Below are 14,493 nucleotides of genomic sequence, written 5' to 3' on the forward strand. Positions count from 1 at the left end.
GCGCCCCCCCCCACCGCCGGGTGGTGGGCCCCCAGCCCGGCGGGGGCGCCGCCCAACCGGGGGGGGGGGGGGCCGGGCCCCCCCCCCCCCCCCACGTCCGGCGTCACTGCTCGTTCGCGATGTTCCCGGACTCGAGGTTCTGCTCGATCAGGTCGGGGAGGCGCTCGAGGAACGCGTCCTTCTCCGTCACGACGTTCGCCATGTACTGGTCGACGTTCTCCGGGGTGATGGGCGGCATGACGTAGGTGTACTGCTTCTCGACCTGCTCGCCATCGACGACGCGCTTCGCCACCGCCAGGCCGGTCGCGAGCTCCACGCGGCCGTGCTGGAGCGACGAACCGATGAAGTCCCCGTTCTGGACCGCCGCCAGGCCGTCCTCGATGCCGTCGATGCCGACGACCGGGACGTCCATGCCGGCCTCGTTGAGGGCCTGTACGGCGCCGAGCCCCATGTCGTCGTTCTCGGCGACGATGCCGTTGATCTGGTCACCGAAGCTGGAGATCCAGTTCTTCACCTTGTTGACGGCCTCGTCCCGCTTCCAGTTCGCGGTGTCCATCGCGAGGACGCTGATGCCCGGGTTCTCCGCGAGGACGGACTGGATGCCCTCGGTGCGGTCCAGCTCCGGGGAGGAACCGAGCGGGCCTTGCAGGACCAGGATGTTGCCCTGGCCGCCGAGTGCATCGGCCATCATCTGCATCTCCTGGGCCCCGGCGGCCACGTCGTCGGGCAGGACGGAGCTGGTGATCGTGCTCTCGTCGGTGAGCGTCGTGTTGACGGCGATCACCGGGATGTCCGCCGCCTGGGCCGCCTGCAGCTGCGGACCGAGGGAGTCAGCCTGCACCGGGACGATGATGATGGCGTCGACGCCGGCGTTGACCAGCTGATCGACCTGGGTGGCCTGGGTGGAGACGTCGTTGCCCGCCGAGTTCCACAGGAGCTCGATGTTGTTGGCCTCGGCGTAGGCCTCCATTCCCTCCTGGCCCTGGGTGATGAACGACGACATGTCGTACACGGTCACGCCGACCCGGATCGGGCCCTCGCCTTCGGCGTTCACCGACTCGTCGCCGGCGCCGCAGGCGGCGGTGCCCAGCAGGAGGACACCCCCCAGGGCGACCGCCCCACGGCGCATCGTTCCTCGAACCATTGGTTGCTCCTCTGCTGTCGTGCTCGGGACACGGGGCACGGTCGAGCCCCGGGGCTTGCTGGAGTGCGACTCGGTGACCGGGCCTAGGTGCTGCGGCGCCGGGTGGCCCACATGTCGACCGCCACGGCACTGACGATCAGGACGCCGCTGATGACCGCCTGCCAGTACGCCGGGACGACGAGGATGTCGAGCCCGTTGTTCAGCGTCTGGATCAGCAGGAGGCCGAGCAGGGTGCCCCAGATGGTGCCGCGGCCGCCCATGAGGCTCGCCCCGCCGATGACGACGGCGGCGATGGCGTCCAGCTCGTATCCGGCACCGAGGTTGGGCGGCCCGGAGATGACGCGGGACGAGAGGATGATCCCGGAGAGGCCTGCGAGGGCCCCGCTGAGGACGTAGACGCTGGTGAGCGTCCGGCGGGCGTTGACGCCGGCCACCTCGGCCGCGGTGCGGTTGCCGCCGACGGCGTAGATGCGCAGGCCGAAGGCGGTCCGCTTCATCACGGCACCGAGGATGATGAACCCGAGGATCATGATGATGACGGGCGCCTGCAGGCCCAGGATCTCGGTGTTCGCGATCCGGCCGTACTCCCCGGGCAGGCCGTTGATCGGTGCACCGTCCCCGATGACGTACGCCAGCCCGGAGGCGGCGGTGAGCATGCCGAGCGTGGTCACGAACGGCGCGACGTTGAGCCGGCTGATGATCAGCCCGTTGACGAGGCCGGCGAGGATGCCGACTCCGACCCCGGCGGCCACCGCCAGCCACAGCCGCTCCGGATGGCCGAGGACCACCGAGGCGCCGGTCATGGCGCTGAGGGCGATGACGCTGCCCACCGAGAGGTCGATGCCGCCGGTGAGGATCACGAGGGTCTGCCCGAGGGCGACGAGCGCGAACGGCGCTGCGGCGATGAGGATCGTCCTGAAGTTGGCGAGGGTCGCGAAGCGTGCGCTCTCGTAGCTGAAGTAGGCCATGACCAGCAGCAGGACGATGACCATGGAGTTGCGGATCAGCAGCTCCTCGATCCGCGCCCGGCTCCAGCGGGACGTGGCGGGCGCCTCGTCGGGCGCGGGTAGGCCCGGTGCGGTGACGGTCGTGGATGTGCTCACGGGGGTCTCCTGGACGGTGAGGGGCGCGGCAGGACGGGGACGGAAGTCAGGCGGCGGACGAACCGTCGGTGACCGGGGCGGCCTGGCCACTGGCCAGGCGGAAGATCTGCTCCTGGGCGTCATCCTGGTCGAGGGCGGCGCGGTCGAGTTCACCGGCGATACCCCCGCCCCGAACCACGAGCACCCGGTGGCTCAGCCCGATCAGTTCAGGCATGTCCGAACTGACGAGGACGACCGCCAGCCCCGAAGCGGCCAGGTCCCGGATGATCGCGTAGATCTCCCCGCGGGCGCCGACGTCCACGCCACGGGTGGGCTCGTCGAGCAGCAGCACGTTGGTGTTGTGGGTGAGCCAACGGGCCAGGACGACCTTCTGCTGGTTGCCGCCCGACAGCGTCCCGACGGTCTGGTCGAGGCCGCGGGAGCGCAACGAGACGGACTCGGTGGCCTTGCCCACCGCGGCCCGGCGGCGACGTCCCTGGATCCAGCCCGCCACGGAGAACGACGACAGGTGGGGGAGACTGCCGTTGTCCAACACGGAGCGGGTGAGGACGAGCCCGGCTCCCTTGCGGTCTTCCGGGACCAGCGCCAGGCCTGCGCGGATGGCTTCTGCGGGCGCGTTGCGGGTGACCGTGCGGCCGTCGACCTCGACCGTGCCCTCCACCGAGTGACGGATGCCGAAGAGTGCCTCGACGATCTCCGTCCGCCCGGCGCCCACCAGACCGCCGAGCCCGAGGATCTCGCCCTTGTTGACGGTCAGGTCCACGGCGGGGCCCCCGCGCTCGAGCCGCAGTCTGGACACCCGCAGCCCGACCTCCGACGCCACCGGACCGGTCTCGGGGAAGAGGTCACCGAGGTCACGGCCGATCATGGCCCGGACGATCCCGTCCTCCGACGTCTGCTCGAGGGGCGCGTCGAGGACCAGTTGCCCGTCGCGGAGGACGACGACGGTGTCGGCGAGCTCCTGGATCTCCGCCATCCGGTGGGTCGTGTAGAGCATGGCGACGCCCTGCTCCTTGAGGCGTCGCACGACCGCGTACAGCCGGTCGACCTCCCGCTCGGGGATGGACGACGTCGGCTCGTCGAGGAAGAGCACCTTGGCGCCCCAGGTGGTGGCCTTGGCGATCTCGACGATCTGGGTGAGGGCCACCGACAGCCGGTTCATCCGGGTGCGGGGGTCCACGTCGACGTCGAAGACCTCGAGCATCTCGCGGGCCTCGGCGATCATCGTCCGCCGGTTGAGCGTTCCCGCCGGCGTGCGTCGCTCCCGACCGACGAAGAGGTTCTCGTAGACGGTCAGGTCCGGGTAGGGCGCCAGCTCCTGGGGAACGATGGCCACACCCAGCCTGCGCACGTGCAGGGGGTCGTGGTGGGTGAGCAGGTGCCCGTCGATGAGGACCTGCCCCGAGTCCGGCCGCAGCTGGCCCGTGGCGATCTTCATCAGGGTCGACTTGCCGGCCCCGTTCTCCCCGGCAAGGGCGATGAGCCGGCCCGGGTGCATGGAGAAGCTGACTCCGCGGAGCACCGGCACCCCGCCGAAGGCCTTGTGCAGGTCTCGCACCTCGAGCGCGGGACTGGTTGCCATGGAGATCTCCCGGAGGGTTGTCCGCCCGCGGCCCCTACCACGTGGCGATGGCGGGAAAGTAACGAGCGGAGTGTGAGATGTAAAGAGCGTTGACGAGGGTTGTCACATCTGCGATGTTTGCTCCGCAGCAGTGGTGTTGCTTACATCCGAGCCCGTGTGATCACGGCCCGTTCGCTCCTACCGAGGAGAGCTATACCCATGCCCGACGTGAATCCGACCGTGGACCTGTCGTTCCCCCTGGACGGGAAGGTCGCCCTCGTCACGGGAGGTGCGTCCGGTATCGGCGGAGCGATCGCCCAGGCTTACGCGTCCAAGGGCGCGCAGGTGGCGATCGTCGACCTGGACGGTGACGTGGCCCAGCAGCGCGCCGACGTGATCGGCAATGGCGCCCGGGCGTTCGGTTGCGACGTCTCCGACCCTGACTCGGTGGAGACCGCCGTCGCGGCGGTGATCGGCGCCTTCGGGCGCATCGACGTGCTGGTGAACAGCGCCGGCGTCGTCATGCTGGCGCCCGCCGAGGAGATCGGCGTGTCCGCTTGGCGGACGACTCTGGACGTGAACCTGACCGGCACCTTCCTCGTGGCGCAGGCGGTCGGGCGGCACATGCTCGCGGCCGGGCGCGGAACGATCATCAACCTCGCCTCGCAGGCGGCTTCGGTCGCACTCGACCAGCACGTCGCCTACTGCGCGTCCAAGTTCGGAGTGGTCGGCGTGACCAAGGTCCTCGCCGCCGAGTGGGCCGGCCGCGGCGTCACGGTCAACTCGATCTCCCCGACCGTGGTCCTCACCGAACTCGGTCGCAAGGCATGGGAGGGCCCCAAGGGCGACGCCCTCAAGGAACTCATCCCGACCGGCCGGTTCGCCCTACCGGAAGAGATCGCGGCGGCCGCCGTGTTCCTGGCCTCCGACGCCGCCCGCATGGTCAACGGCGCGGACCTCCTGGTCGACGGCGGCTACACCATCCGCTGAACGCCGGCACCGCCTCCAGCCCGGCCAAGCGGCTCGCATGCAGCGCACCCCTCACCCCTCGTCCATGGGAGGACGTCCGTGACCCGCCTGTACGACGACCCGGCCACCTTCACCGAGGACATGGTCAGCGGTTTCCTCGACGCCCACGCCGGCCGCGTGGTCGGCGTCCCCGGCGGCGTCGTCCGTGCGACCCGCCCGCGGCCCGGAAAGGTCGGTGTGGTCGTCGGCGGCGGGTCGGGGCACTATCCGGCCTTCTGCGGCGTGGTGGGCCCCGGCTTCGCCGACGGTGCGGTGATCGGGAACGTGTTCACCTCGCCGTCGGCCGCGGAGGCGGCCTCGGTCGGCCGGGCTGTGGACGCCGGAGCAGGCGTGCTGCTGACCACGGGCAACTACGCAGGCGACGGCATGAACTTCGGGCTCGCCGTCGACCGCCTGCGGTCGGAGGGCATCGACGCCCGGTACTTCGCGGTGACCGACGACGTGGCCAGCGCGCCGGCCTCGGAGATCGCCAAACGGCGGGGCATCGCCGGCGACTTCACCGTCTTCAAGAGTGCTTCCGCGGCGGCAGAGGAAGGGTACGACCTCGACGGGGTGGAGCGCGTGGCCCGGCTGGCCAACGACCGCACCCGCACGCTGGGTGTGGCCTTCGACGGGTGCACCATGCCCGGTGCCAAGGACCCGTTGTTCACCGTGCCGGCGGGGAAGATGGGCCTGGGACTGGGCATCCACGGTGAGCCCGGCGTCGCCGAGCAGCCCATGCCCACGGCCTCGGAGCTCGCCGAGATCCTGGTCGACGGGCTGCTCGCCGAGACGCCGGTGGGAGCCGGCACCCGCGTCGCTGCGATCCTCAACGGGCTGGGGCGCACCAAGTACGAGGAGCTGTTCATCCTCTGGGCCTCCGTGGCCCGCCGGCTGCGCGACGCGGGACTCGAGGTGGTCGAGCCCGAGGTCGGCGAACTGGTCACCAGCCTCGACATGGCCGGGTGCTCTCTCACCCTCATGTGGCTCGACGAGGAGCTCGACCGCTTCTGGCGGGCACCGGCCGACACCCCCGCGTACCGCAAGGGCACGCTCGGGGCCGAGGGCGGCGAACTCCGCTCGACCGGCGAGGCCACCGCGAGCGCCGCCGGCCTGACCAGAGCCGTCGTCGTCGACGACGCGACCCGCGAGTGCGCTGTCCGCGTCGTGGCCGCGGTGTCGGCGATGGCGCAGGACATGGCCGGGATGGAGGAGGAGCTCGGGCGCATCGACGCCGTCGCCGGCGACGGGGACCACGGCCGTGGCATGGTGCGCGGCACGGCGGCCGCGCGCGACGCCGCCCGCACCGCCCTCGACACCGGTGCCGGTCCCGGCACGGTCCTCGTCCAGGCAGGCGACGCCTGGGCGGCCAAGGCCGGGGGGACCTCCGGCGTCCTCTGGGGTGCGGCACTCGCGGCGGTCGGCCAGCGCATCGGCGACTTCGGCGTTCCGACCCCGGAGGTGGTCGCCGCCGCGGTTCGCGACGGCTACGACGCCCTGGTGCGTCTGGGCAAGGCTGAGCCGGGGGACAAGACCATGCTCGACGCACTACTGCCCTTCACCGAGGGGCTGTCCGCTGCCGTGGACAGCGGGCTGGACCTGTGGCCGGCCTGGGACGAGGCCGCCCGGCGGGCGGAGCAGGCCGCCCAGGACACCGCCGCGCTGCGGCCGAAGGTCGGCCGGGCTCGTCCGCTGGCCGAGCGCAGCGTCGGCACGCCCGACGCCGGGGCGGTCTCCCTGGCCGCCTGCCTGCGCACGGTCGGCCGTGTCCTCGGCCAGGCCTGACGGCTGTCGCCGCTTCCAACGACGAACGCACAGAGGAGCATGCACGTGTCCGATCGGCTGAGGGTCGTCGTCGGGTCCGACGACGCGGGACTGCAGTACAAGGAGACGCTGAAAGCGGACCTCCAGGGCGACGAGCGGGTCGCCGAGGTGACCGACGTGGGGGTGAACGCCGACGACGCCACCGCCTACCCGCACGTGGCGGTGGCCGCGGCCCAGCTGATCGCAGAGGGCAAGGCCGACCGGGCGGTGCTGGTGTGCGGAACCGGACTGGGCGTGGCGATCAGCGCCAACAAGGTCCGGGGCATCCGTGCGGTGACCGCGCACGACAGCTTCTCCGTCGAGCGGGCCGTGCTCAGCAACGACGCCCAGGTGCTGTGCCTGGGGCAGCGGGTCATCGGCATCGAGCTGGCCCGGCGGCTGGTCCGCGAGTATCTGGGCTACCGCTTCGACCCCACCTCCGCGTCGGCGGCGAAGGTGGATGCCATCCGCGGCTATGAGACCGGGCAGGCCGACTCCGCCACCGAGATCGCGCTCGAGGAGGACATGGCGCGGGCGCGCTGCGACTGACTCCGATCCGCCCCGGCCCCGACGCACACGCGAGAGTGAGAGCATGACCCAGGGACGCGACGTCTCCACCACCGACGGGGCCGCTGGCGACGCCCACCGCACCTGGCGGTCGATCAACACCATCCGGACCCTGGCGATGGACGCCGTCCAGGCCGCTCGTTCCGGGCACCCGGGAACGGCGATGGCGCTGGCGCCGGTGGCGTACACGCTGTGGCAGAACCACCTGCGCTACGACCCGGAGCTGCCGATCTGGGCGAACCGGGACCGGTTCGTGCTCTCGGTGGGACACGCCTCGACACTGCTCTACAACCTGATCCACCTCTCGGGCGTCAAGTCGGTGAACCCGCAGTACGAGACCCTGGGGGAACCGGCCGTCTCGCTGGACGACCTACGTCGCTTCCGGCAGCTGGACTCGAAGACCCCGGGGCATCCCGAGTACCGGTGGACCTCCGGGGTCGAGTGCACCACCGGCCCGCTCGGCACCGGCATCGCCACCAGCGTCGGCATGGCGATCGCCGGTCAGTGGCAGGCGGCGACGTTCAACCGGCCGGGCTTCCAGCTGTTCGACTACGACGTCTACGCGCTCTGCGGTGACGGCGACCTGATGGAGGGCATCGGCGCCGAGGCGGCGTCGCTGGCCGGGCACCTGCGGCTGTCGAACCTCTGCTGGATCTACGACAGCAACCGCATCACCATCGAGGGCAGTACCGACCTGGCCTTCAGCGAGGACGTCTCCCGTCGCTTCACTGCCCTCGGCTGGGCCGTGGAGCACGTCACCGACGCGAACGACCTGGCCGCCCTCGAACGGGCGTTCGCCTCGTTCCAGGTCACCGCGGACCGGCCGACGCTGATCATCGTCGACACCGTCATCGGGTACGGCGCACCGACCAAACAGGGCACCGCGGCGGCGCACGGGGAGCCCCTGGGCGAGGAGGAGGTGCGTGCGGCCAAGCGGTTCTTCGGCTGGCCGGAGGATGCCACGTTCCTGGTCCCCGAGGATGTCTACGCGGACTTCCAGGACGGTATCCGCAGCCGCGGCCGGCAGCTGCGCACCGAGTGGGAACAGCTCTACGTCCGTTACGCCATCGAGTACCCCGACCTCGCCGATGCGCTGGACAGGATGCAGCGCCGTGTGCTGCCCGACGGCTGGGACGCCGACCTGCCGCAGTTCCCCGCGGATCCCAAGGGCATGGCGGGGCGAGATGCCAGCGGGAAGGTGCTCAACGCGATCGCGCAGCGGGTGCCCTGGCTGCTGGGTGGGTCGGCGGACCTGGCACCGTCGAACAAGAGCCGGCTCACCTTCGCCAGTGCCGGGGACTTCGGCGCCGACGACCGGGGCGGACGCAACCTGCACTTCGGCGTGCGCGAGCACGCCGCCGCGGCGGTGGCCAACGGGCTGGCGTTGTCGAAGGTGCGCGCCTACCAGGCCGGCTTCCTCATCTTCTCCGACTTCCAGCGCGGTGGGGTGCGGCTGTCGGCGCTGATGGAACTGCCGGTGATCCACCTGTTCACCCACGACTCCATCGGCGTCGGCGAGGACGGCCCGACCCACCAGCCGGTCGAGCACCTGGCGTCGTTGCGCGCGATGCCCGGGATGATCGATCTGCGGCCCGCCGACGCCAACGAGGTGGTCGAGGCCTGGCGGACCATCATGCCGCTGCGGCACGAGCCGGTCGCCCTCGTGCTCTCGCGCCAGGCGCTGCCCACGCTGGACCGGGACCGTTACGCCTCCGCGGCGGGCGTGGCGCGGGGCGCCTACGTGCTCGCCGGCGACCCCGACGGCGTTCCCGACATCATCCTGCTCGCCACTGGCAGCGAGGTCGCACTGGCCGTGGCCGCGCACGAGCATCTCGTCTCGGAGGGCATCGCCTCGCGGGTGGTGAGCATGCCGTCGATGGAGTTGTTCGACCGGCAGCCGCAGAGCTACCGCGACGAGGTGCTCCCGCCGTCGGTCACCGCCCGCGTCGCCGTCGAGCAGGCCTCGTCCTTCGGCTGGGATCGTTGGGTGGGCCCCGGCGGCCGGATCATCGCCATGCGCACCTTCGGCTCCTCGGCTCCGCTCAAGGACCTGCAGACGAAGTTCGGCTTCACCCCCGAGGCGGTGACTGCGGCCGCCCGCGAGCTGGTGGCCGCCCGAACCCCGGAGAACTGAGGGAGGCCGTCCACGGGCACCGTGAGCCCGTTCGGGGTGCCTCGTCGGTGCGTCACCGGACGACCGGGATCGTCCGGTGGCTGCTGCCCCGAGTCACGAGCGGTGGCCCGGCAGGGCTCGGCAGAGGAGGCGCGATTCGGCGCCGAGCGCCCGCACCTCGCCGAGTGGCGCGCCCGCGGGTGGTGACGGCGTGGCGTTCAGCGACGACGAGGTCGCGTACCTGCGGTCGCACGGGATCGGCCGCCTCGCGACGGTGGGCGAGGACGAGCAGCCCGACGTCGTCCCGGTCGCCGTCGAGTTCGACGGGACGCACTTCTGGGTCGGCGGCCCCGGCGCGACCGTCCTGACCACCCGCAAGTTCCGCAACGTCGGCGCCGGCCGCCGCAAGGTCGCCCTCGTCATGGACGACCTGCCGTCCCTGGACCCGTTCGTGGCCCGCGGGATCCGGGTGTACGGCGTGGCCGACGGCCCGGTCGAGCGGGCCGGGATGGTCGGCCCCGGGTTCTTCCTGCGCATCACGCCGCGCGTCTCGTGGAGCTGGAACACGGCCGGCGAGCCGGTCGGCGGAGCCTGGTACGAGACGCGGCGGGCGGTCCACGCCGGCGGTCCGCCGGCGGACGGCGCCTGACGCGCGGATACGAAACGGGTACTGCCCCTTTCGCACCCGGCCTCGCGTGACGAAGACTGGGGTCGCCCGGTCGCGGCTCCGCGCCGGGCAGACGGCCCCGGCCGAGCAGCCGACCGGGGACGCCGACCTCCGGCACGCTCTCCCCGCCGGCCGGAGGCTGTTCCACCGTGCGCGGCGACCGGGTCCCGCGGCACGACACCGCTCACCCGGCACTCGCGGGAGACGAGGAACGCCGGAGGGGTCCGGTATGCCCGAGTACGTCGCGATCGTCCGGCGCCGCGCAGTCGACTGGTATCTCAGCGTCCCCGCGATCGGCCGGAGCGCACCGCTGTGGCGTCCGACCGAGGCGGCCCGGTTGGCCGTGTGGCTGATCCGGCAGGCCACGGGCCGGGAGCCCCCGGAGAGCGCGATCGGCGTCCTCACCGCCGGGCCCGACGACCTGATGCTCCTCGCCGGCTCCATCGACGTCGAGGCCCGGCACGTCGACGGGCGCTGGCACCCCGGTCAGCTCGTGGGCTGGGTGCGGCAGTCGGACGACTCCTGGCGGGCGGTCGTCTGCTACCCGGTGGCCGGGGTCATGTGGGAGCGGGTCCTGGGCCCCGGCCACTGGCGGACGGCGACCACCCCCGCGGAGCCGGCCGCCCCGACGGAGGGCGCCGGCACCGCGACGTGAGCGGCCGCCCGCCCCTCACGCCGGAGGCAGGTGACCGAGCTGGGACAGCACGGTCACGTTGTCCCAGGTGACCCACAGTTCCGCGATCCGGCCGTCCGCGACCCGGAGGACGCCGGCGAAGTCGAACCGCGCCCTCCGCCCCGACGGGGGAAACGGCCCCATCGGGCCCGTCTGCGTGCCCTCGTACGTGGCCCAGAACCCCGCCCGGTCCCCCTCGACGACGATCTCGGAGAAGGTCTGGGTGTTGTCCGGGAAGGTGGCCGCGTCCTGACGCAGGAACTCCCGGAACCGGTCCCGGCTGGTGATCGCCAGGTCCGGGGTCGCCTGGCTGTGCCGCGTGAAGCCGGGGTCGAGGAGCTCGTCGAGGAGGTCGAGGCGACGCGCGTTCATCGCCTCCTCCAGCCGGCGGACCAGGCTCCGGACCTCGTCGGGACTGCTGGTCATCGTGGTCTCCTCCCGTCGGTGACCGGCGCTACTCCTCCTCGAAGAGGGCGACGAGCTCGTCCGCCGTGCACGCGACGTGCAGCGGGACGATGGAGACCGTCCAGCCCGGACGGCGTTCGTCGATGCCGAGGGCGAGGTCCCAGGCCGCGCGGGCGGTGAGCGGACCGAAGCAGGCGTCGTCCCCGTCGTCGCTGACGGCGACCTCGACCAGCCAGGTGTCGGAGAGGTCGGCGGCGAGCTCGCCGAAGTCCGGCTCGGTGCCGTCCTCGGGCTCGGGTGCGTCGGCCTGGACCGGGTAGACGATGGCCACCTCCGGCCCCTACAGCTGGATGCCGCGGGTCAGGGCGCCGTCCACGACCAGGTTGGTGCCGGTCGTGAAGCTGGACACCGGGCTGGACAGGAACACGACGGCCCGCGCCATCTCCTCCGCCGTCCCCATCCGGCCGGTCGGGTTGAGCGCGAGCGCCGTGGCGAACAGCTCCGGGTTGCCGCGCTCGATGTCCTGCCAGAAGCCGTCCGGGAAGTACGTGTTGCCGGGTGAGACGACGTTGGCGCGGACACCCCGGCCGGCCAGCTGCAGCGCCAGGCCGGAGACGTAGCCGACGATCGCCGTCTTCATCGTCCCGTAGGGCCCTGACACGGCGTCGGACTCCCGCCCCGAGACGCTCGAGACGGCCACGATCGAGCCGTTCCCGCTCCGTTCCAGGTGCGGGATCGCCGCCTTGGCGAGGCGGACCGTGTGCATGAGGTCGACCTCGAAGGACGTGTACCAGTTCTCCTCGGTGTCCGGGGTGGCCAGCGCGCTGACATTGGCGACGACGGCGTCCAGCCCGCCCAGCCGGCCGGCCGCGGCCTCCACCCAGCCGGTCAGCGCCGCGCCGTCGCGCACGTCGACCTGGACGCCGGTGGCCCGCCCGCCGCGCTCGGCGAGCGCCTTCTCCGCCGCCTCGATCTCGCCGGCGTCACGGGCGCAGAACTCCACGACGGCGCCCTCGTCGACGAAGGTCTCGACGATGGCCCGGCCGATGCCGCGGGTGCCGCCGGTGACGAGCACGCGAGAGCCGGTGAGCTGCAGGTCCACGGGTTCCTCCTGGGGTCAGAGCAGGGTCGCCGCGCGGCGGCGCAGGTCGTCGTGCAGCCCGCCGTAGGCCGTGGCCCGCGGCAGCAGGGACTTGCGGGCCATCACCACGGCGCTGTAGTTGGCGTCGACGACGTTGGCGATCGGCACCTCGGTGATCTGCGACAGCAGCTGGTAGCCGTCCATCGGGTGCAGCCCGTAGAGCTCGCCGAACCAGCGCACGAGCTCGACCTGGCCGATGCGCCAGGCGTCCTCCAGGGGCCGGCTGGAGCCGACGGTCATCCAGTGCGTGTCGTCCTCGAGCCGCGGCCACAGCGGCGCCCCGCCCTTGACCAGCTCGACGATGAGCGTGGTGGTCATCGCCCCCTCGACGGCGGTGCCGCACGCCTCACCCTCGCCCTGCCGGTAGTGGCCGTCGCCGACGGAGAACAGCGCCCCCTCGACGTTGACCCCGAGGAAGCAGGTGGTGCCCGGCCGCATCTGCGGGGTGTCCATGTTGCCGCCGAAGCGCTCGGGCACCAGCGAGCTGCGCACCTCGCCGCCGGGCGGGGCGACCCCGACCGTGCCGAGCATCGGCTCCACCGGCAGCGCGACCTGCAGGTCGGTGTGCTGCGCGACGAAGGTGACCGTGTTGGCCGCGCGGTCGAGCTCGTAGATCCAGGTGGTGTCCGGCAGCGGATCCTGCAGGGTCGCCGTCCGGTCGGTGCTGGTCAGGCCGCCGAAGTACGGAATCGCGGCCGATGCGCCCCAGTCGCGTGCCGGTTCCATCGCGACGAAGTGCAGCGCGAGGGTGTCACCGGGCTCGGCGCCCTCGACGAAGAAGGGGCCGGTCTGCGGGTTGACGAAGCGCAGGTCGACCTTCTCGGAGCAGAGGTCCTTGGTGGAACGGAGCGCGCCGTTGAACGCGTCCTCGGACCACACCCGCAGCGCCGTCCCCGGGGTGATCCGCCGCAGCGGGGCGACCCCGCCGAACGTGTACGCGTACTGCTCGAACGACGGCACAACCTCGACGACGTCCATGACGCACCCTAGGAAGCCGCAGCTGGCGCGGGCAACGCCTCCGGGGCCGCTCCGGCCAGCCGGACCCGGTCGGGGGTCAGCTCCGCGACCGACGGAACGCCGAGCAGTTGCAGCGTGCGGGCGATCTCGCGGGACAGGATGTCGGCCACCCGCTGCACCCCGCGCTCGCCGCCGGCCATCAGCCCGTACAGGTACGCCCGGCCGACCAGGCAGGCCCGCGCGCCCAGAGCCACGGCAGCGACGACGTCGGCGCCGTCGAGGATGCCTCCGTCGAGGTAGACCTCGGCCCGGTCCCCCACAGCCGCGACCACCGCCGGCAGCTCCAGCAGCGGCGTCGGCGCCCGGTCCAGCTGGCGGCCGCCGTGGTTGGAGACGACGACGGCGTCGGCACCGGCGTCCACCACCGCCCGGGCGTCCTCCGCCGTCTGCACGCCCTTGACGACCAGCGCGCCGGACCACCGCTGCCGCAGGTCGCGGACGTCGGCGAGGGTCGCGGCCGGCTCGAAGACCCGGTCGGCGAGCTCGGCGACCGTGCCGCCCCACGACCGGAGGGAGGCGAACTGGAGCGGCTCGGTGGTCAGCAGGTCGACCCACCAGCGGGGGTGGACGGCGGCGTTGGCCATCGTCCGCAGGGTGAGCGCCGGGGGGATGGTGAACCCGTTGCGGACGTCGCGCAGCCGCGGCCCGGCCACCGGGGTGTCGACGGTGAGCACCAGCGCCTCGTAGCCGGCCGCCGCAGCCCGGGCGACGAGCGCCTCGCTGGCCTCGCGGTCCCGCCACAGGTACAGCTGGAACCACCGGCGCCCGCCCGGCGCGGCCGCGGCGAGGGCCTCGATCGTCGTCGTCCCCATGGTCGACAGCGCGTGCGGGATGCCGACCCGCTCGGCCACCCGCCCGACGGCGACCTCCCCCTCGGTGTGCATGAGCCGGGTGAAGCCGGTCGGCGCGAAGACCAGCGGGAGCGCCGCCGGCCGGCCGAGGACCGTCGTCGACGGGTCGACGACCGAGACGTCGCGCAACACGCTGGGCCGGAACTCCAGGCGGGTGAACGCCTCGCGCGAGCGGCGCAGGCTCTCCTCCGCGCCGGCCGCGCCGTCGGTGTAGTCGAAGACCGCACGCGGCACCCGGCGGCGGGCGATGGCGCGCAGGTCCCCGACGGTCGCCGCCGCGGCGAGCCGCCGGTCGGTCGCGTCCCCGGGCAGCCGGCGCGGGCGGACGAGCTCGCGCAGCTCGGACCAGCGGGGAACGCGGCGCTCGACCACTCGGGCCTCCTCCGGACGGCGGTCCACCCACCCTGCCAGCACCCGTGGGGCAGGCGGTACCCGTGGGA

At 72.5% G+C, this 14,493-nt stretch carries 14 protein-coding genes; 6 read left to right on the top strand and 8 right to left on the bottom strand.

The features are described from left to right. Window positions 1-103 precede the first annotated feature (103 nt). The 3 genes from ACI782_RS15725 to ACI782_RS15735 form a co-directional block, all read right to left on the bottom strand. Window positions 104-1,144 (bottom strand): substrate-binding domain-containing protein, encoded by a 1,041-nt coding sequence (locus tag ACI782_RS15725; protein WP_456910802.1) that lies wholly within the window; start codon window positions 1,142-1,144, stop codon window positions 104-106. An 83-nt stretch (window positions 1,145-1,227) separates the two neighbouring features. Then, window positions 1,228-2,247 (bottom strand): ABC transporter permease, encoded by a 1,020-nt coding sequence (locus ACI782_RS15730; RefSeq protein WP_456910804.1) that lies wholly within the window; start codon window positions 2,245-2,247, stop codon window positions 1,228-1,230. Window positions 2,248-2,293: 46 nt separating this feature from the next. Continuing rightward, the gene (locus ACI782_RS15735; RefSeq protein ID WP_456910806.1) at window positions 2,294-3,829 is read right to left on the bottom strand and encodes a sugar ABC transporter ATP-binding protein; all 1,536 of its coding nucleotides are present in this window, start codon (window positions 3,827-3,829) and stop codon (window positions 2,294-2,296) included. A gap of 156 nt (window positions 3,830-3,985) precedes the next feature. On the opposite strand from ACI782_RS15735, the gene ACI782_RS15740 reads away from it, so the two are divergent. The 6 genes from ACI782_RS15740 to ACI782_RS15765 all read left to right on the top strand — a co-directional run bounded on the left by ACI782_RS15740 (window position 3,986) and on the right by ACI782_RS15765 (window position 10,621). After that, window positions 3,986-4,798 (top strand): GolD/DthD family dehydrogenase, encoded by an 813-nt coding sequence (locus ACI782_RS15740; RefSeq protein WP_456910808.1) that lies wholly within the window; start codon window positions 3,986-3,988, stop codon window positions 4,796-4,798. Window positions 4,799-4,876: 78 nt separating this feature from the next. Beyond that, complete coding sequence (locus ACI782_RS15745; RefSeq protein WP_456910810.1) at window positions 4,877-6,601, top strand: dihydroxyacetone kinase family protein; 1,725 nt, start codon at window positions 4,877-4,879, stop codon at window positions 6,599-6,601. Window positions 6,602-6,646: 45 nt separating this feature from the next. Further along, window positions 6,647-7,168 (top strand): ribose-5-phosphate isomerase, encoded by a 522-nt coding sequence (locus ACI782_RS15750; RefSeq protein WP_456910812.1) that lies wholly within the window; start codon window positions 6,647-6,649, stop codon window positions 7,166-7,168. 43 nt (window positions 7,169-7,211) lie between these two features. Next, entirely contained in the window at window positions 7,212-9,320 is a 2,109-nt protein-coding gene (gene tkt, locus ACI782_RS15755; RefSeq protein ID WP_456910814.1) for a transketolase, read from the top strand. A 190-nt stretch (window positions 9,321-9,510) separates the two neighbouring features. Continuing rightward, window positions 9,511-9,948 (top strand): PPOX class F420-dependent oxidoreductase, encoded by a 438-nt coding sequence (locus ACI782_RS15760; RefSeq protein ID WP_456910816.1) that lies wholly within the window; start codon window positions 9,511-9,513, stop codon window positions 9,946-9,948. A gap of 247 nt (window positions 9,949-10,195) precedes the next feature. Next, window positions 10,196-10,621: a hypothetical protein gene (locus ACI782_RS15765; RefSeq protein WP_456910818.1), complete on the top strand. Its 426-nt coding sequence runs from the start codon at window positions 10,196-10,198 to the stop codon at window positions 10,619-10,621. Window positions 10,622-10,636: 15 nt separating this feature from the next. On the opposite strand, the gene ACI782_RS15770 is transcribed toward ACI782_RS15765, so the two are convergent. From ACI782_RS15770 to ACI782_RS15790, 5 genes are read right to left on the bottom strand one after another with little or no spacing between them, the layout of a single operon-like run. Then, window positions 10,637-11,065, bottom strand: a complete 429-nt coding sequence (locus ACI782_RS15770; RefSeq protein ID WP_456910820.1) for an ester cyclase — start codon at window positions 11,063-11,065, stop codon at window positions 10,637-10,639. A gap of 28 nt (window positions 11,066-11,093) precedes the next feature. Continuing rightward, window positions 11,094-11,375, bottom strand: a complete 282-nt coding sequence (locus ACI782_RS15775; RefSeq protein WP_456910822.1) for a hypothetical protein — start codon at window positions 11,373-11,375, stop codon at window positions 11,094-11,096. 9 nt (window positions 11,376-11,384) lie between these two features. Then, entirely contained in the window at window positions 11,385-12,146 is a 762-nt protein-coding gene (locus tag ACI782_RS15780; RefSeq protein ID WP_456910824.1) for an SDR family NAD(P)-dependent oxidoreductase, read from the bottom strand. A 15-nt stretch (window positions 12,147-12,161) separates the two neighbouring features. Further along, entirely contained in the window at window positions 12,162-13,163 is a 1,002-nt protein-coding gene (locus tag ACI782_RS15785; RefSeq protein WP_456910826.1) for an acetamidase/formamidase family protein, read from the bottom strand. Window positions 13,164-13,171: 8 nt separating this feature from the next. Next, window positions 13,172-14,425 carry an alpha-hydroxy acid oxidase gene (locus ACI782_RS15790; RefSeq protein ID WP_456910828.1) on the bottom strand — a complete coding sequence of 418 codons (1,254 nt, stop codon included), beginning with the start codon at window positions 14,423-14,425 and terminating at the stop codon, window positions 13,172-13,174. Between the last annotated feature and the right edge of the window lie 68 nt (window positions 14,426-14,493).

This window comes from Geodermatophilus sp. SYSU D00703 (assembly GCF_054050155.1).

Excerpts from the sequence above, each read along its gene's own strand:
- ACI782_RS15725 (WP_456910802.1), bottom strand. The coding sequence starts at position 1,144 with ATGGTTCGAGGAACGATGCGCCGTGGGGCGGTCGCCCTGGGGGGTGTC.
- ACI782_RS15735 (WP_456910806.1), bottom strand. The coding sequence starts at position 3,829 with ATGGCAACCAGTCCCGCGCTCGAGGTGCGAGACCTGCACAAGGCCTTC.
- ACI782_RS15785 (WP_456910826.1), bottom strand. The coding sequence starts at position 13,163 with ATGGACGTCGTCGAGGTTGTGCCGTCGTTCGAGCAGTACGCGTACACG.
- tkt (WP_456910814.1), top strand. The coding sequence starts at position 7,212 with ATGACCCAGGGACGCGACGTCTCCACCACCGACGGGGCCGCTGGCGAC.
- ACI782_RS15770 (WP_456910820.1), bottom strand. The coding sequence starts at position 11,065 with ATGACCAGCAGTCCCGACGAGGTCCGGAGCCTGGTCCGCCGGCTGGAG.
- ACI782_RS15765 (WP_456910818.1), top strand. The coding sequence starts at position 10,196 with ATGCCCGAGTACGTCGCGATCGTCCGGCGCCGCGCAGTCGACTGGTAT.